Raw genomic sequence first — 19913 nt, forward strand, 5'->3', positions numbered from 1 at the left:
TGGCGAAGTCACTGGACGCTGAAATGGCCGCGATCGAAGCCGACGAGCGGAAGATCGCCGAGCGCCGTCAGGCGCATGCGGCGAGGCTCCGCGAGACCGAGGCTGGCGAGGATCGCGAAGGCGTTGCCGTTGGCGACCTCCAACTCGGGCGCAGCGTCGGGGTTGAGGCCAAGACCGAGCCTGATGTCGCCGCCCGGTTCGGCCTGCCAGATGCGCGCGCCGCGGCCGAGGAATTGCGCCTCGTCGACGACGGTGATGACGGCTGGGTCCCAGTCGAAACAGCGCGCGATCGACGCGAGCGCGAGGGGGCAGACGCGGACCTCGATCTCGAACGAGCCGGACGCCGGATCGCCGTGGATCGGGACCACCATGGCGACGCCGCTGCGCACGACATGGCTGTCGAGCAGATCGCGCAACGCGCCGAGCTGGTCGGGCATGATGACGGCAGGGGAGGGCGACAGGATGTTGTGGCCGTCGTCGACGCGGAACGTGATGGTCATCTCGACCTCCTTCGTTGAAACCGCGTCTCTCTTTCTCCCTCCTCTCCGGCGATTATGCTCCGCCTGCGGGGCGGGGCGTGACGGCTCTCTGCGGACCCGCCGGGCCGCCTTCGCCTTAGGCCGCGCCAGCGGCGCCAGGGCGGGCTCGATGCCCGCCATGGCGCTTCCCCGGCCGAGGCGTAGCGAGGGCGGCCCGGAGGGGCCGAACGATGCGAGCGAGCCGGGATGCGGCAGGGGTCGAGCAGGCAGCAAAAAGGGCCGCCCGGTCGCCCGAGCAGCCCTTGTTTGGATGTGGTAACCGGAGCCTCGCGGCCCCGCTGAGTTACTTGACCAGCTGCACGTAGCTGGCGATGCCGACCAGTGCGGTGCCCTGCAAAATCAGGAACCATTTGAGGCCGTCGATCGAGGTCTGCATGCCCTTCAAACCGGCTTCGAGTTTCGCCTCCATGGTGCCGAGCTTGGCATCCACGGTCGTGCGAAGTGCCGACATCTCGGCCTGAAGTGGTTTGATTGCGTCTCCGACAGTCATGTCGATGTGTTCCTCGACAGCGGCGACTGCACGGGCAGCCACATCCTCGGCGACATTAGCCGAAATCAGGGCCTGAAACAACGTGACCTGCATGTCTGTTCCTCCTTCGTCTCTATGACGAAGCTCACGCCCCGGCCGACAGACTGGGACGACTTGAGAGAGAGTTTTTCCCCGCGGCAGCAGCGCCGGGGCGGGCTCGATGCCCGCTCCGGCGCTTGCCCGGCCGAGGCGTAGCAAGGGGAGGCCGAAGGGCCGGACCGACGCGAGCGAGCCGGGCGCCGCGGGCACCGAACTCCACGCCGGCGAGGGGCTTGCCACAAGGATCATCAGCGCGGCTTCGTCGTTGCGGCCCTGTGCGATGATGATCCCACGTGCGTGCCCGCGTGGCGCTTTCGCCGCGATACCTTTGGCGATCCGGTGTGCGTCTTCGAAGTCGTCGGAGCAGTCGTCATCGACCACATACTCCTCCAGTTCCTGATCGTAGCCCGGTGTATCGGCTTGCCCAGGAGCAGCACAATTATCGAGATCCAGGTCGCCGCATTGAGGATGAGCAGCTGGCTGCCATTCGCCGGCTGCGGCAGGCCGACACGTTCGACGCGCCAATCATGGGGCTATGGATCGATGGTGCAGCCGTTCGCGCTGGAGGGCAGCTCCGACGCGCGAGAGCGCGAATGGATCGGCAATGCAGCCCCGTGGCCGCGGCCGAGGGCATGGCCGAGGAAATCGGCGTGGCGCTGCTACTCGCCAAGGCCGGTGAGACCTTCATGCTGTCCGACAAGGCCATCTGACTCTACGGTCTCGATCGCGCCTTCACATGTGCGAAGCGCAGCGCCCTCTTGGCCGAGCTCGGAAATTAACGCCAGTTGCTGGCGGTCGGCCGCCTAGCGCCGAAGCCTAAGGGTGCTCGCATGTATCGCGATACCTACCCGATGATGCCCTTGAGCGGCTGATCCAGTCTCATTCCAATGGTGACTTGGTCGATCGACTGCGAGGTGAACGAGAGCGCCGGGCGGTTGAAAGGGAAGGGCGAGATCCGTATCATACGGATGAGGAGATTGACCAATGGTGCAGTCAGCGACTGCCGGTGAGGTCCCGAAGCCGTTTGGCCGCTTCGGCCGGCGCGCGCTGGTCGAGCCGCTTACCATCACCAACCACGGCGACGAGGGCGCAGCCCCTATGTCGATGCAGGAAGATACCCGCGTGAAGAGCCGGGACCGAGTGGCCATGTCGATCGACGAGGTCACGCAAGTTATGCACGACGCCGTCGCCGCCTCGAAGGCGCCTGAGGAATCTAAGGCCTTCAACCACGAGCTGGACTGAGGGTGCACGTACCGGCGCCGCGCCCCGGCCAGTTCATCAGCTACAAATATCTCTAAGAGCGCGAGGCCGACCGGGCGCCGAGGGCGGCCGCAAAGAACGTCCGTGCGCGATGATGCCGGCGCAACAGATGCGCGACAGCCATACCAAGGTATTTGTCCGTCCCATCACGCACAGCCCACAGACTGCTGCCCAAGCACCGGCATTCTCTGGTACGTCGATAATACTGGCCGGATCGTAGATGAAGGCGATCGCATGCGGTATTGCTGCTCTCGTGGTTTCCGTAATTAGGACGCCGCTCCTATTTGTCGCTACCCACCTTGAGCTGAGTTGTTTGGCGTTACAAGGGTCCGATTAGAAGGAGCTTTTTGGCTTAGCCTGCGGGCGTGAATGTGGGCGTTGGCAGCCACCCCCGGCCTGGCCGGGCTAGCTGCTGTAGCGTCGGGTCCGAAGGTCACGGATCGCGGAGACACTCCGTCAGCGGGGTAGCGCTGAGCCACGGGGTGGGGGTGAACGCTGCCCTCGTCGCCGCAATCAGTGTCATTTCTACTGGGAACGGACCTGCCTTTAGTAACGCGTTTCGCATCACCATCACGATCGCCGGGGCGACGTCGTCATTCTGGGGCAATCGGTTGGCGCCGGGCGCTTGCCGCGCATCCGGCATTTGGTACCACGCTGCACCAAACAAGTAGAACAACATGCGGGGGACACATGAAAAAATCGACGTTGGCGAGCCTCCCATTGCTGTTCCTGGTGAGCGCCTGCGGTGGAGGCGATGGCGGCGGCAGCGCGAGCGCCCCCGGTGGCGTAATCGTCGCACCGCCCCCGACTCCCGCCCCCGCGCCGTCACCCACGCCGACCCCGACTCCCACGCCAACACCAGCTCCCACACCGCAGCCCACCCCTTCACCAACGCCTGCGCCGTCACCCACGCCGACCCCGCTTCCCGCCGCGGCGCCGGTCGCCACCGACGGCAATTGGTCCACATTCCAGGGCAATCCCGGCCACACCGGCTATGTCGCGACTCGGTTCTCGACCGCGAACTTCGTTGATGCCTGGACGATCACCACCGCGAGTGCGCCGAGCGACGTCGCCGCAACGTCGGGCAGCGTCTTCTTCAACGTGCTGCAAGCTGATCGCCATATCTACACACAGGCGGTGTCGACGACGAGTGGTGCGCTGCGCTGGGGCTTCGACCTCGGGAACAAGAACGTCTATCCGAACACGCAGCCGTTCGGCCCGTCCTATGCCAATGGCCGGGTCGCCGCGATGGCACCGAATGAGACGTCCAGCGCCGCCCCGCTACAGGTCATCAACGCCGCTACGGGCGGCTATGTCAGCACGTTGACCTATGACGCGCAGTTCAGCGCGGGCAGCGTCCCAACGCTCGTTGGGGACGAGCTGTTTTTCGCCGCCGGCTATTACGGCAACGCCGTCTTTCAGGCGAACGCGGCCACCGGCACCAATGGCTGGCAGGCGACGATCGTCAATCAGTATTCCGGCTATGTCATGGAAGGCGAGAGTGTCGCCGTCGATCAACGCTACGTCTACTATTTCAATGCTGGAGCGCTGATCGTACTGAACCGTGACGATGGCTCGCTGGCCCAAGCGATTAGGAACCCGTTCTTCACAAAAACTGGTATCAGCTATTCCGGTGGGTATATCGGCGCCCCAATGCTCGACGACGGGCGAATTGTAACTTTCACCGACAATTACAGCATCGGCGACGCCTTGCCGCTCGCGGCCTTCGTGCTGAACAACGACAGACCATTATGGCGCTCGAGCTATAGCTACACCGGTCAGCCTGCCGCGCATGCCGGCAAACTTTACGCGGTTCGCTCCTCCAGCACGATCGTCGATGTTATTGACGCGGCAACAGGGCTGGTGTCGGCGTCGATCAACGTCGGAGGCAGCGACAACCTCAAGAGCAACGTTGTTATCACGGACAGCCACATGTTCGTCGCGAGCGCCGCCACGACCTTCGCGATCGATCTGAGTGACTTTGCTAATCCGGTGGCATGGAAGACCTCTTACGGCGGCAATCTAGCGATCACCCCGGACAACTATCTGATCATCGCCACCAAGACCGGTCTGCACGCGGTCAAGCTGACGTGAACGCTCTCCAGCACCGATGCGGCGCCGCGCCGTAGCGGTGCTGCGAAGGGGAAACGGTGAAGCACATGATCGAAGGTGCGCAACCCGCCCGTCGAACCAGTCATGGTCCGAACCGTCGATCTGCACCAGCTCGCCGCGGCACTCGCGCCGGTAGCGCGACTGCTGGAGGCGGCGCGCTTGGCAACCTTGCCTTTCCACACGCCGGCCGCGATCAGCATCTGGCGCAGCGTCTCACGGGACAGCGTGATCCCATGCTGCTCGGCCAGGTACTCAGACGCCAGCGTCGGACCGAAGTCGGTATCGTGCTCCCGCACGATGCCGACCACGCGGTCACGGAATGCGTCATTGAGCCGCCTGTTGCTCGCTCGCCCGTGCCTGCGGGACACAAGGCCGGCTGCGCCATCGGCTCTGAGACGATCCCGCAGCCGGTAGATCTGCCGCGGACAGAGGCTCAGCGATGCTGCCGCATCGCTGACGCGCAGCTCGCCACGCTCGACCCGTTGCAGGATGTCAAACCGCGTCAGTTCGCCCTGGCTCATTGCGACCACCGTCATCAGCGCGCGCTCTCAACCGTGCGGGCGACATGCCACCCGTCGGCCGCGTTGACGTCGGTTGTGACATCTCTAACTTGCAGACAGCTGACATTTGTACGTTGCGCCTACATTGTTGCCGCCAGTTAGAAAAGACACATTCTCCGCTAGATAGAAATGACACCGCTTCGTGGCAGCGGGGGCAGCGTGGAGCCCCCCAAGCAGCGCAGCGCTGCCCCCGCTGAGGCGGTAATCTCTCGGCTCTTGCGACCTTGGACCCGCTGCGCCAGCAGCGGGCTCGGTCACACCAGTGCGCGGCCGCGAACGCCCATTAGCGGTTGTTGAAGCGTGAGGCTTGAGGCGTCGAAAGTGGTCGTTCGTTCAGCGGCCCTTGAGCGCTTCGGCACCTAAGAGGAGGGACCGCGCAAAAGCAGCACGGCCACTAGTATTTCCCTGCGACTCGAATCCGAACCCATCGAAGCAAACGATCAAGGCCGAGACTACGTAGCTCGCGGCTCGCATCTCTGCGAGAGAGCGAACACGAACAGACATCAGCGCACTATCCGACTTGATCCGCTCATGGGAGGCAGAGGCGGCTAGCCGGTCATTTATAAACTTGACGTCGGTGGGCATCGCAGTCGCCGCAGCCAGCTCACCTTCAAGATAAGCATCTTTGCCGTCCACCGACGCGAGGGCTCCGTCGGTCACAACATGGTCGCCATTTAGGGCCGGAAAGCGTTTCAACTGAGCCGGGTAAGCGTGGTCGGACATGCACTTTTGGACGGCAGCGGCCGTCGGCCAACTTGCGACAGGCAGGGTCACGTAAAAATCGACACTCATGCCAGCTTTTCCAACGGGAGCCTCTTCAGCACAGAAACCGCCAACGGCGGGTTTTCACGATCTAGCTGGCAAAGCCGACAGACCGCAATCCTGCCATTCCAGCCGTTCCTTGCGCGCCGCGCTAGGCTGTTAGCAAGGTGGCGGATGCTGGCGAGCGTGCGACGCGCCATGCTAGGCGTTCGTTCGGACCTAGCGGGGCGACTTACATGGCTGCACGCATCATCCTGCTGAACGGCACCTCTAGTGCTGGCAAGTCGACCTTGGCGAGAGCCCTTCGACCGCTGCTGCCCGGATCCTTTTGCTACTATGCGTCTGATCAGCTCGCAGATGCCCATTTTCGACCGATCACTGAGCCCGCGCGTTGCGAAGGGCGAGAAGCCTTCTTTGCCGGGTTTCACCGGTCGATCGCAGCATTCGCTGAGGCTGGGCTCGATCTGCTCGTTGAGCATATCGTCGAGCAGGCGTCTTGGGCGGATGAACTCAGGGCTCTTCTGCGTCCCTTCGATACGTTCTGGGTCGGCATCCATGTGCCCATCGACATCCTGAAAGAGCGAGAGCGCCTGCGAGGTGATCGAGCTTTGGGCGAGGCGCAGGAGCATCACCGCACGCATGATCACTGCAGGTACGATCTTGAGCTTGAAAATGTGGGTGCCTCCGCGACGGCCGCCGCGCTAGTCTTGCAGGCATGAGGCCTCCGACACAGCTGATCGTGGCTCCTGGTTCGTCCACAGACGAAGAGCCGCTTCCCTGCCATAAGCAGACATCGCGGCGGAGGTCACCTCCGCCGCGCTGACCATTTCCACAGCCGGAGTAGCTCACCTTGATCAGTCCTAAACCTGTATCTAGGCGAAGCGGCAAGGAACCTAAGATGGTTCGCGCACGGGAGCCTTTCGAGTCACGATCACTTATTCCGACGTAACGAGCGAGGGCTGTGAGCGACACACCAGCTACTCGGCGGTGCGTAGGTCGGCAGTCCGCTCAGCGGTGAACATCCTGTTGGAACGGAGATCCAGCTCAGCTGCGACCACTGCGATCTGCGAGATCCGCAACGAACATTCGGGAGTGGTGCGACGGTTCGATGTCGAGCTGGTGGTCGGGCCTGATCGCCTCGGCTGATCGCGACGGAGGGGACCTCCGCCGCGGCCATCCGGCGGCGACGTCCGCTAACGCCCAGTAGCGGACATTTAGAAAGACGGCGTGACGGCGGGTCACGTGCCGGGTAGGTGAGATCGCTTATCGCGATCAAAATTCGATCAGCCTTCAGGAGAGTCTGCGTGCTTTTTCACACCATGGTCGGATCGAACGACATTGAACGGTCCAAGCGCTTCTACGATTTAGTGCTTGGCACCTTGGGTGCAGGGGAAGGGACGCGGAACAACGCCGACAGCGGCCATACACGTCTGATCTACAACAACGGCAGCGGGACCAACTTCATCGTCAGTCAGCCGATCAACGACGAACCGGCAAGCGTCGCTAACGGCAGCACCGTCGCCTTCTCCTGCGACTCGCCCGAGCAGGTGAAGCAGCTTCACGATACCGCCGTTGCTGCCGGCGGGACCTCGATCGAAGCTCCGCCCGGACCGCGCAAAACTGCCTCGATGGGCACCATCGAACTGGCCTATTTTCGTGACCCCGATGGCAACAAACTGTGTGGGATCCATTTCCCTGCCTGATCCGTCCGGCACGGGTCCGCTTCTGACCCTAGAAGACCTGATCTAGCGATCCCGAGAACGTCCGCTTTCCCTGCCAATCTCGGCCATTCACCCGTGCCGCCCGCCGGACGTACCTCGAACGTCTGAGATTGGCAGGTTAGCGGACGTTGCGCCAAGTGCCCCCTCCGGTAGTCTGTACGCATGGATATGGACGAGCTGCGCAGCCGCTTGGCGGCAATCTTAGCCGTTGAGGAAGCAGAGCCTACGGACTGGTTGGAAGTCGAACGGTTGGCGAGCCAGCTTCAACGTGAACTGCCAATCGACGCCACGCCGGAGGCGGTGCATCGCTACCTGGATGATGCCGACATTCGCTCTCGCGACAACTCATACGGGGCGAGGCAGCGACAAGATGTTCACAGGTATGTCGATCATGGGGAATATGACGACGGCATCCCCGTTCCGTGGTGGGGATGCGCCCTTGTCCTTTTGGGTGCCGCGGGCATCGTTAAGTGGCTGCTGATGTAGCTGCGCGGTTGTCCGCTTTTGGGCGCTTTCGGACGCTAGCGGGCGTACTCGCCGAGGCCGCGCGCAACCAGCTCCTCGTTGGAGAGGCGTGGACCACGCTTGAGCCTGCCGTTGCCGAGCGTGCGACGATCCAGCTTTGGACCGGATGGAACCGAATGGGGTGCCTTGAACACGCCGGCCGGCTGCGCCGTCCGAGCCGGCTCGTTGTTGTTGCGCTTGGCGTGATGTGGCTGAGCCTGCTGTATCACGCGGGCTAGTGCCAGCGCCGCGTCGAGGTGCTTGTTGTCGACCACAGCAGCCTGGTTCACCCGGCGCATCTTGTCGAACATGCGATAGGGCAGGGCCGTGCCCTCATGCTGGATCTCGAGCCGACCGTCCGGGTACTCGCACACGTCCACCTTCTTGCGCGCGAGCGCCTGCGCCGCAGGCGAGGGCTCCAGGATGAACATGGCCTTGTTGTAGTGCAAGGTGAGGGCGCCGGTGACGGTGCGCTGCTCGCGCCACACCAGCTCCGCCTCTAGGTCTTCGTGGATGGCCAGCGGCCGGTGCAGGTCGCGCGGGTCGAACGGCGCCTTGGCGAACCGACGATTGTGCTGCGCCATGTAGGAGGGGAGGAAGGCGTTGGCTTGGTCGATGGTGGAGATGCGGTGTAGCCGCATCGCCTTGACCAAGCGGTCCTGCAGCGTCGCGTTGACCCGCTCGACGCGTCCCTTCGCCTGCGGCGAGTTCGCGCAAATGAGCTCGATGTTGAGCCGGTCCAGCGCTCGGCCGAGGTGGGTCATGCCGTCGCCCTTCGCCGAGGCCGTGTTGTTGCGGAAGGCGCTGTGCTTGTCCGTGTAGAAGGCGACCGGTTTGCCGTGCCGCTCGAGGTAGGTTCGGGTGGCGCGCATGTAGGAGAAGGTGCTCTCGCTCTCGACCATCTCGAGGTGCATAAGCTCGCTGGTGGCATCGTCGATGAAGACCAGGAGCGTGCATTGCGGACCGCGGCCCTCAAACCACCAGTGCTTGGAGCCGTCGACCTGGATGAGCTCGCCGCGGCAGTCACGCCGGTAGCGAGGCTGGTACGGGCGAGGGCGCTTGGCCGCACGGTCCTGCCACAGCCCAGCCTCCAGCATGATGCGCCGCAGGGTCTCGCACGAAAGGCCGATGCCGTGGCGCTCGGCGAGGTACTCGCGAGCGAGCGTCGGTCCGAAGTCGGCGTAGTGCTCGCGCACCAGCGTGACCACCTCGGCGCGAAAGGCGTCGCTGTAGCGCCGGTTGCTCGGGCGTCCTCGCTTGCGCGACACCAGGCCGCTCGCGCCGTCCTCTCGCAGGCGGCCCAGCAGCCGGTACACCTGCCGCCTCGCAAGGCCGAGCAGCTCCATCGCGTCTGCGATCCGGATTTCACCACGGTCGAGCCGCATCAGCGTGTCGAAGCGGGTGATCTCAGCAGCACTCATCGCCAGCACCGTCATACAATGCGCGTCCTCGTTGCCGAGAACGGTTATGACACCGGCGACCCGCCGATAGCACCGCAGAGTGCCATTTCTATCTAGCGGGATGGTGCCATTTGTACTTAGCGCTGCGGTTTCAAGCGAAGCGCGACACGCCTCGTGGCAGCGGGGGCAGCGTGTAGCCCTCCCGCAGCGCAGCGCTGCCCCCGCTGATGCGGTGACCTCTCGGTTCCTGCGCCTTCGGACCCGCTGCGCTAGCAGCGGGCTCGGTTACGCCGATGGATGGCCGCGAACGCCCATTCCGGCCATTGGCAGCGACGTTCGAGAGCAGATAGGGTGAACGGATGTCCTGGCTCGCACTCCTCGCCCCGTCGTTCCTCTGGGCGAAGGCAGCTTGGCTTTCGCCATATTTGCGGACGCAACGGCACGGCTCGTCCGGCGCGCTGTCGCTTATCAGCGGTGGGCTGATGTTCGCGGCCTTCAACGTCGATGGGCCTATTCGGATGGCCCTCTACGGTGCATCGACCTTGGCGCTAGCAGCGATGTTTGCGGCGTTGTTTCGGCCAAAGCGCGGCGTCCGCTAACGCCCACATGCGAACATCAGGGCTGAGGACGCGTTCGTCGCGGTCGATTTCCGCTACCCGGCCCGCGCGCACGAGAGGGGGTACAAACGGCATTGAGGTTATACTTAATTCACCCCTTCTTACCATCTTTGCGTGTGTATAGCTTAGGCGGCTGAGGAGAAGCGTATGGCCGCGGACAGGTACCCTTTAGCCGGAGCGAATCTCGACGACGTTAATATGCGGTCCTACGCTTCGCTGATACGCGAGTTAATGCCGATGGACGAAGATCTCGACGGGCTTGGAGCTCCTGTGGAGGCGATAAGGATGGTCCAGAGTCTGCGCGCTTTGTGTGCGACAGACTTCGAGGCTCGCTACGGCATCGACTTTCTGAGCGTAATTTCCTGTGCCGACGACGAAGGCTCGGCGGGTGCTTAAGCATTCATGAGCGGATGACCTCCGCAATATACTGATGTAGCTAAACTCTGCCCTCAATTTCAGACGTTGAAGGTGCGTCCGGTCAGCGCCACGGGTGAATGGCCGGGATGGCAGGAAAGCAGTCGTTAGCGCGTCGGGTCGCCGGCCGGCTTTCGACGCACGCTCAACTTGAGAGCAGCCGCCATTGACGCAGCTGCAAACGTCAAGAACACTAACGTATCTAACCAAGCCGCGCCAAACATCGAATACGCGGCTCGATCAAGTAAGAGCGTGCTTATGTGCCTTGTCGGCGCATAACACTCCCACCACTCTCCCCGCCACGCTGCCAGGACGTAGTCGGGACCCGCCATTTTGGCAAATTCCGTAGTATCTCGATCACAATATTGGAAGCCAGCGGGTGCCAAGACAATCTCGTAATCTTCAGGTCCGGCGGAGGGCGAAACAGCGCCAAACTCTCGAGCGTTTGGCAGTCGACCATGACTGCGGCGAAAGACTTCGATCGCGTTGGCAGCACTTCGAAACTGATGATTTAATCGCAAGCTATGTTGGATGGTGTGATCGAAGCTGGTCGTGTTGATGATTGCCATCATACAGGCCAGCAAAGCCAGGCAAACAAGCAAAGCGGCCGCTGATCTCCGAATGAGCATCGCCGGACAATGCCAAACGGCTTGATTGCCGAAAAGAGGCAATGTCCGGCACTGGGCGCTTGCGGACATGCCGGATCGTCAGGGTTCCGCTTCAAGCACGAGGGCAATCTGCTCGGCCAGGACCTCGCTCGGCGTTCGATACGCAAGGCACTTGCGTGGCGTTCGGTTGAGGCGGTCTGCCAACTGCTCGAGCTCGGCTCGCGGTACCCGTGCGATGTCCGTGTCGGAGGGTAGGAAGCGCCGTATCCTGCCGTTGCTGTTCTCCACGCTGCCCTTCTGCCATGGCGCTGACGGCTGGCAGAAGTACGCGGCCATGCCCAGGCTCTCCCGTAGGCGCCCATACCCGGCGAACTCGGTGCCTCGGTCGAGCGTGATGGTGCGACGGAGGGAAGGGGGGAGGGTGCCTAGGTGGCGTTCAATGCCTTCCATGATGCCGGCCGAGTGACGGCTGCTGTTGGGCATCAGCACGGTGTAGCGGCTCCGGCGCTCAACCAACGAGGTGAGGTTGGCTTTACCGTGATGCAGCTTGAACGCGATGAGGTCGCCTTCCCAATGACCAAAGCCGCCCCGTTCAGCGATGTCTGGCGGTCGCGCCGCAATGGTGTGAGCGGGCGGAATGTTCAGGCCGCGTGGCTTGCGAGCGTAGCGACGTCGGCGTTTCCGCCTGCCGGTTGGTAGCAGACGTGCCAGCTTGGCCGCCTGACCGTCGGGCCCATACACGAACTGATAGATCGTCTCATGGCTCACCCGCAGCGGGCCTGCGGTACGGTGCCGAAGGTAGCCGGCGATCTGCTCCGGCGACCAGGCGGCTTCCAGCCGGTCGACGATGTAGCTGGCGAGCTCGGGATGTCGGCTGATTTTCGCGCCCCTAAGCCGTCGCCCAGCCGCCATCGATTGAGCAGTCAGCGGAAAGTACCCGCGGAACATCGGCTCCTCGTCAAACCGGTGATTGCGCTTCAGCTCCCGGTAGATCGTCGACGGGTGGCGCCCGAGCTCGGCCGCGGCCTGGCGCGGGCTTCTGCCAGCGCTTGTGAGCTGATATAGCTTGCGACGCTCATCGAGATCCAGATGCGTGTAGCTGCCCATGCGCAACCCTCAGCCCGGTGGAACCCGCACTTAAGCGAGGTTTTCGCACTTCAATCTAGAATGCACCCGCTTACAGCCTTCCGGATCGATAATATATCTTATGTAAGGAAGAAGAGCGTCGCTCGTCCCACCAGCGTCATGGCGCTCGTCCGCATTCACCGCGACACGCGTCGCGACGCGATGAAGCGCGCGAAGGTCGTCGAACGCGCGCCCGAACGACCTCCGCCACCGCTCAGAAGAACGTCTCGATCACCTCCGTCACGCGGTGCTCCGCGTCCGCCACCAGCACCCGCCGCCATTTGTCGAAGGTGAGACACGGGTGCGAGATGTCGAAGGCGATCACGTCGCCGACCGCGAGATCGTCGCCCGGCGCGATCGCCAGATAGGCGTGCTGGTCCATCAGTCCCGTCACCGTCCAGTGCGCCGGCGCCTCGCTGGGCCGCGCATCCTCTCCCGGCCGATAGCGCGTCGCCGGCCGCGGCAGGCCGGCGTCGAAGGCGACGTCGCGCTTGCCCATCGCCACCACCGCGCGCGCGGGATCGGGGATCGACTGCACCGCCGCCCACACCCGCAGCGCGGGCCGCAGCGGCGCGCCCAGCCCCGGCGCTACGGGATTGCGGCGCAGGATCTGCTCCTGCGCGACGCGGTACAGCCCGTCGTCGTGGCTGATGTAGCAGCCCGGCCGCAGCACCACCTGCACCGCGCCGGCGCGCGCCACCGCGGCGCTCTCCTCCGCCACCACGTCGTACCAGGCCGAACCCGCCCCCGTCAGGATCGCCGGGCTCCGCTCGACCTGCCGCTCCGCCACCAGCCGCTCGACCGTCGCCACCGCGCGGCGGACGAAGCGCCGCACCGACGCCTCGTCGGCGAGCACGCCCTCGTAGAACTCGATCCCCGCCAGCCGCAGCGCGCCGCGCCAGTCCGCCAGCGCGGCGAGCACCGCGTCGAGCTGCGCCGCGTCGCGCACGCCGCAGCGCAGCCCCTCCTGGTCGCGCTCGGGCGCGAGCTCGATCAGCACGTCCAGCGTGGCGCCGCGCGCGCGGCACGCCGCACCGAGCTGCGCCACCCCCGCGGGGCTATCGATGAGACAGAGCAGGTCGAGCCCGGGACGCGCCGCCAGCTCGGCGACCGCCGCGACATTGGCCGCGCCGACCACCTGGTTGGCGATCAGCACGCGCTCGACCCCGTGCGCCGCGGCGACGCGCGCCTGCTGGCTGGTCGCGACCGTGATCCCCCAGGCGCCGGCGTCGAGCTGGCGGCGGAACAGCGCGGGCGCCATGGTGGTCTTGCCGTGCGGCGCCAGCGCGAGGCCGTAGGAATCGATGAAGGCGCGCATCCAGGCGAGATTGTGCGCCATGTCGGGGCCGCTCAGCACCGCGGCGGGGAGCGGCACGTCGCCCGCCAGCAGGTCCCACCCGCTGCCGCCCTGCCCCACCCCTTTGTTCAGCTCGTCCACCTTGTGTCTCCCAGATACCTAAAATTGTTTACATTAATCTCACGGCAGGAGACAGTGGCGACGGCATCGCGACGGGGAGGAGCCATGACCGAGACGATCATCGCCGGCGCCGAGCTGTACGACGGCTCGGGCGCCGCTGGCTATCGCGCCGACGTGACGTTACGCGACGGGATCATCGCCGCGGTCGCTCCCGCCGCGGACACCCTGCCCGAGCAGGCGATCGACGCGCGCGGGCTCGCCCTCGCGCCGGGCTTCATCGACGCGCACACGCACGATGACCTGGTCGCGATCACCGCGCCGGCGATGACGCCCAAGATCACCCAGGGCATCACCACCGTGGTGGTCGGCAATTGCGGGATCAGCGCGGGCGCGGGCCGCGCGGGCGACGCGCTGCCCGATCCGATGGTGCTGCTCGGCGCGCCCGGCGACTTCGCCTACGCCGACTTCGCGGCCTATGCCGCCGCGGTCGACGCGGCGCTGCCCGCGACCAACGTGGTCGCGCTGGTCGGCCATACCGCGCTGCGCGCGCGCCATCTCGACCGGCTCGACCGCGACGCCGCGGAAGGCGAGCGCGCCGCGATGCGCGCCGACCTCGCCGCCGCGCTCGACGCCGGTGCCTTCGGCTTCTCGACCGGCCTCGCCTATGCCAATGCCGCGCACGCCTCGACCGAGGAAGTGATGGCGGTGGCCGCGGCGCTGCGCGATACCGGCGCGCTCTACGCCACGCACCTGCGCAGCGAGGGCGCCGCGATCCTGCCCGCGATCGACGAGGCGGTCGCGATCGCGCGCCACGCCGCCGCGCCGCTGGTGGTGTCGCACCTCAAATGCGCCGGCGCGAGCCAGTACGGCCGCAGCGGCGAGATCCTGGCGCGGCTCGAGGCGGCCGCGGCGACGCACCCGACCGGCTGCGACTGTTATCCCTACACCGCGAGCTCCTCGACGCTCGACCTGAAGCAGGTGGTGCCCGAGACGCCGATCCTGATCACCTGGTCCGGGCCGGCACCCGACCAAGCCGGGCGCATGCTCGCCGACATCGCCGCCGACTGGGGCTGCGACCTGCGCGAGGCGGCACAGCGGCTTCAGCCCGCGGGCGCGGTCTATCATTGCATGGCAGAGAGCGACGTCGACCGTATCCTGGCGCACCCGCTCACCATGATCGGCTCGGACGGGCTGCCGTGCGACCCGCGCCCGCACCCGCGGCTGTGGGGCAGCTTCCCGCGCGTGCTGGCGCATTACGTGCGCGAGCGCGGGCTGCTGGCGCTTCCCGAGGCGATCCGCAAGATGACCGGGCTCACCGCGGATCGGCTCGGCCTGCGCGATCGCGGCTATGTCCGCGCCGGGCTCGCCGCCGACCTGGTGCTGTTCGATCCCGCGCGCGTGCTCGATCGCGCCAGCTACGACGATCCGGTGCGCGCCGCCGAGGGCGTGCTGGGCGTGTGGGTCAACGGCGTCGCCACGCTCGATCGCGGCGGCCCCACCGGCGCGCGCGGCGGGCGGCTGCTGCGGCGCCCGGGCACTGGGCGGTAGTGACGCGGCTCTCGGGGCCCCAAGCTCCTCCCCGTGCCGGGAAGGAGTTTCAAGATACAGATCAACGAGAAGGACATCATCGATGAGTGACGGCATCAAGCGCTACGGCGTCGAGGGCGGCAGCGGCACCGGCGGGCAGCACCTGCCGTTCGCGCGCGCGGTGCAGGCCGACGGCTGGCTCTACGTCTCGGGCCAGGTGCCGATGGTCGACGGCGAGGTGATCGACGGCGGCATCATCCCCCAGACCCACCAGGCGATCCGCAACGTGCTCAAGATCCTGGAAGAGGCCGGCTACGGCCCGGAGCATGTCGTGCGCTGCGGCGTGTGGCTCGACGACGCGCGCGATTTCATGTCGTTCAACCGCATCTTCAAGGAATATTTCGGCGCCCACCCGCCGGCGCGCGCCTGCGTCGTCTCCCAGATGGTGGTCGACTGCAAGGTCGAGGTCGACTGCGTCGCGTGGAAGCAGCCCTGAGTGAGCGGCGGCACGCTGCTGCTGCTGGAGGCCGCGGGCGCGGTCGCGCTGCTGATCCTGCTGATCGTGCGCGCGCGGCTCAGCCCGTTCGTCGCGCTGACCCTGGTGTCGCTCGGGCTCGCGCTGGTCGCGGGCATCGCGCCCGCCGATATCGTCAAGGGCTTCGAGGCCGGGGTCGGTAGCGCGCTCGGGCATATCGCGCTGGTGGTCGGGCTCGGCACGATCCTCGGCAAGATGATGGTCGAGTCGGGCGGCGCGGACCGCGTCGCGCGCACCGTCATCGGCCTGTTCGGCGCGCGCCGCGCCGACTGGGCGGCGATGACGGTGGCGCTGATCGTCGGCCTGCCGGTGTTCTTCGAGGTCGGCTTCGTGCTGCTGGTGCCGATCGTCTTCGCGGTCGCGGGGCGGCTGCGCCAGCACCCGCTGCGGCTCGGCCTGCCGATGGCGGCGGGGCTGTCGGTGGTGCACGCGATGGTGCCGCCCCACCCCGCCGCAATGCTCGCGACCCAGGCCTACGGCGCCGACGTCGGGCTGACGGTGCTGTTCGCGCTGATCGTCGGCGTGCCCACCGCGGCGGTCGCGGGGCCGCTATACGCGCGGCTGGTGGTGCCGCGGCTCGCCCCGGCGGTGCCGCCCCCGCCCGCGGCGGAGGACGTGCCCGATCGCGCGCTGCCCGGTTTCGCGATCACGGTGGCCACGCTCCTCCTGCCGGTGGCGCTGATGCTGCTCGGCAGCCTCGCGCCGTCGCTCGCCGCGCCGGGCACCCCGCTCGACCAGGCGCTGCGCTTCCTCGGCACGCCCGTGGTGGCGCTGCTCGCGGCGGTGCTGGTGAGCTATTGGACGCTCGGCCTGGCGCGCGGACTGAACGCGGCGACGCTGCAGCGCTACACCAACGAGTGCCTCGCGCCGACCGCGATGATCACGCTGGTGGTCGGCGTCGGCGCGGGCTTCGGCCGCGTGCTGACCGACAGCGGCGCGTCCGGCGCGATCGTCGCGCTGGCGGCGCAGCTGCACGTCCCCGTGATCCTGCTCGCCTGGCTGATCGCGGCGCTGATGCGCGTCGCGACCGGCTCGGCGACGGTGGCGATGGCGACTGCGGCGGGGATCGTCGCCCCGCTCGCCGCCGCCAACCCGGGGGTGCGGCCCGAGCTGCTCGTGCTCGCCACCGGCGCGGGATCGGTGGTGCTGAGCCATGTCAACGACGGCGGCTTCTGGCTGGTGAAGGAATATTTCGGCCTCAGCGTCGCCGACACGATCCGCAGCTGGACGGTGTGCGAGACGCTGATCTCGGTCGTGGCGCTGGTGCTGACGCTGGGGCTGTCCGCGCTGGTGTGAGCACCGCTTAAACTTACGGAGCCTGACCCCTGCGGCCCTAAGCGTGATTGAGATACGAGAGCCTCTTTGGATCCTCCCCTGGAAGGGGAGGTGGCAGGCCGCAGGCCTGACGGAGGGGTGTCGCCGCTGGTGAGCCGAGCGATGATCGCCGGCCGGGTCACCCCTCCGTCAGCGCTGACGCGCTGCCACCTCCCCTTGCAGGGGAGGATCGGCTGAACGTCAATTGCGCCTAAGCTCCTCCTTTCGCAGCAGCACGAGGCGACGCAGACTCACTCCGGCAGGACGGTGCGCTCACCCGTGATCGTCAGCTCGATCCAGGCGCCGTCGGCGTCGCCGGGCTGGCCTCCGCCCACGAACAGCCGGTAGGCGCCGGGCGCGATCGCGCGCGTGCCGTCGCGCGCCACCAGGCTGAGCGAGCGCGGGTCGATCGTTACCCGCACCTCGCGCGACTCCCCCGGCGCGAGCGACGCGCGCGCGAAGCCGACGAGCTGGCGCTGCAGCACCGGCACGGTCCGCCCCTGCGGCTGCGGCGCGACCGGGGCGAGATAGGCCTGCACCACCGCGTCGCCGGCACGCGCGCCGGTGTTGGTCACGCGCACCGCGGCGCCGAGCCCCTCCCCCGCCGCGATCGTCACCGCCGCGGGCGACGCGGCGGCATAGGCGAAGCGGGTGTAGCTCAGCCCATGACCGAACGGGTACAAGGGCGTGCCGGTGAAGAAGCGGTAGGTGCGGTTCTTCATGCTATAGTCGATGTACGCCGGCATATCGCGCGTGGCGGCGTAGAAGGTCACCGGCAGCCGCCCGCTCGGGCTGATGTCGCCCGCGAGCAGCCGCGCGATCGCGGTGCCGCCGGCCTGGCCGGGATACCAGGCCGCGACCGCGGCGTCGGCGGTCGCCTTGGTCCAGGGATCGGCGATGGCGGCGCCGGTCATCTGCACCACCACCAGCGGCTTGCCCGTCGCCGCCAGCGCGGCGAGCAAAGCGCGCTGCGGCTCGGGCAGCTCGATCTTGGTGCGATCGCCGCCGACGAAGCCGGGCACGTCGAGCCGCAGCGCCTCGCCCTCGAGCGTCGGCGACAGGCCGGCGAAGGCGACCACCACGTCGGCGTCGCGCGCCGCGGCCACCGCCTCGGCCAGCTGCGCCGCGGCGGGCGCGACCCAGCGCAGCCCGATCCCGCCGTCGGCGCTGACATGGTCGAGCTCGACGCGCAGCGCGCGCGGGCGCGCGTCGGCGAAGGTGACGCTCGCCTCGACGCCCTCGTCGCTGCCGCGATCGGCGATGACGGGTCTGCCGTCGACCCACAGCCGCACCGGGTCGTGGCCGTCGCAGTCGAAGCAGCGCGGCACCTCGAGCCGCAGCGTGTAGGTGCCCGGCGCGGGCGGCGTCAGCTGCCCGGTCCAGCGCACCGCGTAGCGGCGATCGTCGAGCCCCCGCACGGGCGGCGCGCGGTCCCAGTCGAAGTCGATGACGCGGTCCTGGCGCGTCAGCAGCGGGCGACCGCCGGCGATCGCGCCGCGGAAATACTCGCCGCGCAGGCCCGGCCGGCCGTCGGCGGAGAGCGCGGTCTCGGGCACCGTCACCGCGACGCCCTCGGCGAGCACGCTGCCCTGCGCGTAGCGGACGCGCGCGGCGCCGAAGCGCGCGCGGATGCCCTCGAGCGGGGTGACCGGCGCCGCGGCGGTGCCGTGGTAATTGGCCTCGAGCACGTCGAGCGAGTCGGCGTTGGCGCCGATCACCGCCAGCCGCGTGCCGGCCGCGAGCGGCAGCCGGTCCTTGTTCGTCAGCAGCACCAGCGACTTCTCCGCCGCCTCCAGCGCGAGCGCGCGGTGCGCCGGCGTGTCGACCTGGTCGGGGCGGATGCGGTCCCACCGGCTGCGCCGCCCGAAGGCGATGCCGAGCGCGGCGCGCGAGCCGAGCACGCGGCGCAGCGCGGTGTCGACCTCGGCCTCGCTCACCAGCCCCTGCCGCACCGCCGCGGGGAGCGCGTCGTAGCTCGGCCCGCAGTCGAGGTCGGTGCCCGCGCGCAGCGCCGCCGCGGCGGCGGAGGGCAGGTCGAGCCGGTAATTGTGGAAGCTCTCGATATAGCCGACCGCGTCGCAGTCGGAGACGATCATGCCGCCGAAGCGCCAGCGCGCGCGCACGCGCTCGTTGAGCAGCGGCGCCGAGGCGCAGGCGGGCACGCCGTGGAGCGCGTTATAGGCGCACATCGTCGACAGCGCGCCGCCTTTGGTCAGCGCGAGGCGGAAGGCGGGCGTGTAGGTCTCGGCCATGTCGCGCGGCGAGACGTCGACGTCGAAAGCGTTGCGCCCCGCCTCGGGGCCGGAATGGACCGCGAGATGCTTGGGCGTCGCGATCGCCTTGGGAGACGCGGGATCGGGCCCCTGCACGCCCCGGACGAAGGCGACACCGAGCCGGCCGGTGAGATACGGGTCCTCGCCGTAGGTCTCCTGCCCCCGGCCCCAGCGCGGGTCACGGAAGATGTTGATGTTGGGCGACCACAGGTGCAGCCCGGCGAAGCGCGGCCGCGCCGCAGCTCGGGGCAGCGCGTTGTACTTGGCGCGCGCCTCGGTCGACACCACGTCGCCGACGCGGCGCAGCAGGTCGACGTCCCAGCTCGCCGCCAAGCCGATCGCCTGCGGGAAGACGGTGGCGACGCCGTTGCGCGCGAGGCCGTGCAGCCCTTCGCTCCAATAATCATAGGCGGGCAGCTCGGCCGCGGGCAGCGCCGGCGCGGCATTGCCGAGCTGCGCGGCCTTCTCCTCGAGCGACATCGCCGCGATCGCGCGCTCGATCGCGGGCGCGGCGGTCTCGGCCTGCGCCGCGATCAGCAGGAGAGGGAGCATGGTGAGGCCTACGTCACGGAGGAATGCAGCAGGATCCTCCCCGCTCGCGGGGAGGGGGACCAGCCGCAGGCTGGTGGAGGGGGGCTTCCACAGGCGCTGCGCCGC

Annotated in this window: 19 protein-coding genes; 10 read left to right on the forward strand and 9 right to left on the reverse strand. The window is 67.2% G+C overall.

All coding sequences use genetic code 11. The features are described from left to right. Positions 1 to 8: 8 nt before the first annotated feature. Together FHY02_RS19995 and FHY02_RS20000 are read right to left on the reverse strand one after the other, a co-directional pair. Complete coding sequence (locus FHY02_RS19995; RefSeq protein ID WP_183925579.1) at positions 9 to 659, reverse strand: hypothetical protein; 651 nt, start codon at positions 657 to 659, stop codon at positions 9 to 11. Between the two features lie 163 nt (positions 660 to 822). Further along, positions 823 to 1488, reverse strand: a complete 666-nt coding sequence (locus tag FHY02_RS20000; protein ID WP_183925581.1) for a hypothetical protein — start codon at positions 1486 to 1488, stop codon at positions 823 to 825. 29 nt (positions 1489 to 1517) lie between these two features. Between FHY02_RS20000 and FHY02_RS20005 the strand changes: the two genes are divergently transcribed. The 3 genes from FHY02_RS20005 (at position 1518) to FHY02_RS20015 (ending at position 4461) form a co-directional block, all read left to right on the forward strand. After that, complete coding sequence (locus FHY02_RS20005; protein ID WP_183925583.1) at positions 1518 to 1817, forward strand: hypothetical protein; 300 nt, start codon at positions 1518 to 1520, stop codon at positions 1815 to 1817. Between the two features lie 274 nt (positions 1818 to 2091). Continuing rightward, positions 2092 to 2349, forward strand: coding sequence for a hypothetical protein (locus tag FHY02_RS20010; protein WP_183925585.1), 258 nt, complete (start codon positions 2092 to 2094; stop codon positions 2347 to 2349). Positions 2350 to 3057: 708 nt separating this feature from the next. Continuing rightward, on the forward strand, positions 3058 to 4461 hold the full coding sequence (locus FHY02_RS20015) for a PQQ-binding-like beta-propeller repeat protein (protein ID WP_221198753.1): 1404 nt from the start codon (positions 3058 to 3060) through the stop codon (positions 4459 to 4461). Here FHY02_RS20015 and FHY02_RS20020 read toward each other — a convergent pair. Both FHY02_RS20020 and FHY02_RS20025 read right to left on the reverse strand, forming a co-directional pair. After that, complete coding sequence (locus FHY02_RS20020; protein WP_183925587.1) at positions 4410 to 5015, reverse strand: helix-turn-helix domain-containing protein; 606 nt, start codon at positions 5013 to 5015, stop codon at positions 4410 to 4412. The two genes, FHY02_RS20015 and FHY02_RS20020, sit on opposite strands and share 52 nt — an antisense overlap. A 357-nt stretch (positions 5016 to 5372) precedes the next feature. Then, positions 5373 to 5831, reverse strand: a complete 459-nt coding sequence (locus tag FHY02_RS20025) for a hypothetical protein (protein ID WP_183925589.1) — start codon at positions 5829 to 5831, stop codon at positions 5373 to 5375. A gap of 206 nt (positions 5832 to 6037) precedes the next feature. Here FHY02_RS20025 and FHY02_RS20030 point away from each other — a divergent pair, with 206 nt between their 5' ends. From FHY02_RS20030 to FHY02_RS20040, 3 genes are all read left to right on the forward strand, one after another. Continuing rightward, on the forward strand, positions 6038 to 6520 hold the full coding sequence (locus FHY02_RS20030; RefSeq protein WP_183925591.1) for a chloramphenicol phosphotransferase CPT family protein: 483 nt from the start codon (positions 6038 to 6040) through the stop codon (positions 6518 to 6520). Between the two features lie 585 nt (positions 6521 to 7105). Beyond that, positions 7106 to 7504, forward strand: coding sequence for a VOC family protein (locus FHY02_RS20035; protein WP_183925593.1), 399 nt, complete (start codon positions 7106 to 7108; stop codon positions 7502 to 7504). A gap of 180 nt (positions 7505 to 7684) precedes the next feature. Next, positions 7685 to 8008 (forward strand): hypothetical protein, encoded by a 324-nt coding sequence (locus FHY02_RS20040; RefSeq protein WP_183925594.1) that lies wholly within the window; start codon positions 7685 to 7687, stop codon positions 8006 to 8008. 35 nt (positions 8009 to 8043) lie between these two features. On the opposite strand, the gene FHY02_RS20045 is transcribed toward FHY02_RS20040, so the two are convergent. Continuing rightward, a complete protein-coding gene (locus FHY02_RS20045) occupies positions 8044 to 9462 on the reverse strand; it encodes an ISNCY family transposase (protein ID WP_183925597.1) in 1419 nt (472 codons plus the stop codon). Between the two features lie 323 nt (positions 9463 to 9785). Between FHY02_RS20045 and FHY02_RS20050 the strand changes: the two genes are divergently transcribed. Continuing rightward, positions 9786 to 10025 carry a hypothetical protein gene (locus tag FHY02_RS20050; protein WP_183925599.1) on the forward strand — a complete coding sequence of 80 codons (240 nt, stop codon included), beginning with the start codon at positions 9786 to 9788 and terminating at the stop codon, positions 10023 to 10025. Positions 10026 to 10564: 539 nt separating this feature from the next. Here the strand turns inward: FHY02_RS20050 and FHY02_RS20055 are convergent. The 3 genes from FHY02_RS20055 to FHY02_RS20065 all read right to left on the reverse strand — a co-directional run bounded on the left by FHY02_RS20055 (position 10565) and on the right by FHY02_RS20065 (position 13628). Next, positions 10565 to 11026, reverse strand: coding sequence for a hypothetical protein (locus FHY02_RS20055; RefSeq protein WP_183925601.1), 462 nt, complete (start codon positions 11024 to 11026; stop codon positions 10565 to 10567). Positions 11027 to 11164: 138 nt separating this feature from the next. Beyond that, positions 11165 to 12172, reverse strand: coding sequence for an IS30 family transposase (locus FHY02_RS20060; RefSeq protein ID WP_183925603.1), 1008 nt, complete (start codon positions 12170 to 12172; stop codon positions 11165 to 11167). A gap of 232 nt (positions 12173 to 12404) precedes the next feature. Continuing rightward, entirely contained in the window at positions 12405 to 13628 is a 1224-nt protein-coding gene (locus tag FHY02_RS20065; RefSeq protein WP_221198754.1) for an alanine racemase, read from the reverse strand. Between the two features lie 84 nt (positions 13629 to 13712). Between FHY02_RS20065 and FHY02_RS20070 the strand changes: the two genes are divergently transcribed. The 3 genes from FHY02_RS20070 to FHY02_RS20080 all read left to right on the forward strand — a co-directional run bounded on the left by FHY02_RS20070 (position 13713) and on the right by FHY02_RS20080 (position 16965). After that, on the forward strand, positions 13713 to 15155 hold the full coding sequence (locus FHY02_RS20070) for an amidohydrolase family protein (RefSeq protein ID WP_183925605.1): 1443 nt from the start codon (positions 13713 to 13715) through the stop codon (positions 15153 to 15155). A gap of 82 nt (positions 15156 to 15237) precedes the next feature. After that, on the forward strand, positions 15238 to 15630 hold the full coding sequence (locus FHY02_RS20075; RefSeq protein WP_183925607.1) for a RidA family protein: 393 nt from the start codon (positions 15238 to 15240) through the stop codon (positions 15628 to 15630). Next, positions 15631 to 16965: a gluconate:H+ symporter gene (locus FHY02_RS20080; protein WP_183925610.1), complete on the forward strand. Its 1335-nt coding sequence runs from the start codon at positions 15631 to 15633 to the stop codon at positions 16963 to 16965. Positions 16966 to 17234: 269 nt separating this feature from the next. On the opposite strand, the gene FHY02_RS20085 is transcribed toward FHY02_RS20080, so the two are convergent. Next, positions 17235 to 19808, reverse strand: coding sequence for a glycoside hydrolase family 3 protein (locus FHY02_RS20085; protein ID WP_183925612.1), 2574 nt, complete (start codon positions 19806 to 19808; stop codon positions 17235 to 17237). Positions 19809 to 19913 lie beyond the last annotated feature (105 nt).

It is taken from the genome of Sphingomonas sp. BK069 (genome assembly GCF_014193405.1).
Classification (GTDB): Bacteria; Pseudomonadota; Alphaproteobacteria; order Sphingomonadales; family Sphingomonadaceae; genus Sphingomonas.

Excerpts from the sequence above, each read along its gene's own strand:
- FHY02_RS19995 (WP_183925579.1), bottom strand. The coding sequence starts at position 659 with ATGGCGGGCATCGAGCCCGCCCTGGCGCCGCTGGCGCGGCCTAAGGCG.
- FHY02_RS20020 (WP_183925587.1), bottom strand. The coding sequence starts at position 5,015 with ATGACGGTGGTCGCAATGAGCCAGGGCGAACTGACGCGGTTTGACATC.
- FHY02_RS20030 (WP_183925591.1), top strand. The coding sequence starts at position 6,038 with ATGGCTGCACGCATCATCCTGCTGAACGGCACCTCTAGTGCTGGCAAG.
- FHY02_RS20015 (WP_221198753.1), top strand. The coding sequence starts at position 3,058 with ATGAAAAAATCGACGTTGGCGAGCCTCCCATTGCTGTTCCTGGTGAGC.
- FHY02_RS20085 (WP_183925612.1), bottom strand. The coding sequence starts at position 19,808 with ATGCTCCCTCTCCTGCTGATCGCGGCGCAGGCCGAGACCGCCGCGCCC.
- FHY02_RS20025 (WP_183925589.1), bottom strand. The coding sequence starts at position 5,831 with ATGAGTGTCGATTTTTACGTGACCCTGCCTGTCGCAAGTTGGCCGACG.
- FHY02_RS20010 (WP_183925585.1), top strand. The coding sequence starts at position 2,092 with ATGGTGCAGTCAGCGACTGCCGGTGAGGTCCCGAAGCCGTTTGGCCGC.
- FHY02_RS20055 (WP_183925601.1), bottom strand. The coding sequence starts at position 11,026 with ATGGCAATCATCAACACGACCAGCTTCGATCACACCATCCAACATAGC.
- FHY02_RS20045 (WP_183925597.1), bottom strand. The coding sequence starts at position 9,462 with ATGACGGTGCTGGCGATGAGTGCTGCTGAGATCACCCGCTTCGACACG.
- FHY02_RS20040 (WP_183925594.1), top strand. The coding sequence starts at position 7,685 with ATGGATATGGACGAGCTGCGCAGCCGCTTGGCGGCAATCTTAGCCGTT.
- FHY02_RS20050 (WP_183925599.1), top strand. The coding sequence starts at position 9,786 with ATGTCCTGGCTCGCACTCCTCGCCCCGTCGTTCCTCTGGGCGAAGGCA.
- FHY02_RS20060 (WP_183925603.1), bottom strand. The coding sequence starts at position 12,172 with ATGGGCAGCTACACGCATCTGGATCTCGATGAGCGTCGCAAGCTATAT.
- FHY02_RS20075 (WP_183925607.1), top strand. The coding sequence starts at position 15,238 with ATGAGTGACGGCATCAAGCGCTACGGCGTCGAGGGCGGCAGCGGCACC.
- FHY02_RS20070 (WP_183925605.1), top strand. The coding sequence starts at position 13,713 with ATGACCGAGACGATCATCGCCGGCGCCGAGCTGTACGACGGCTCGGGC.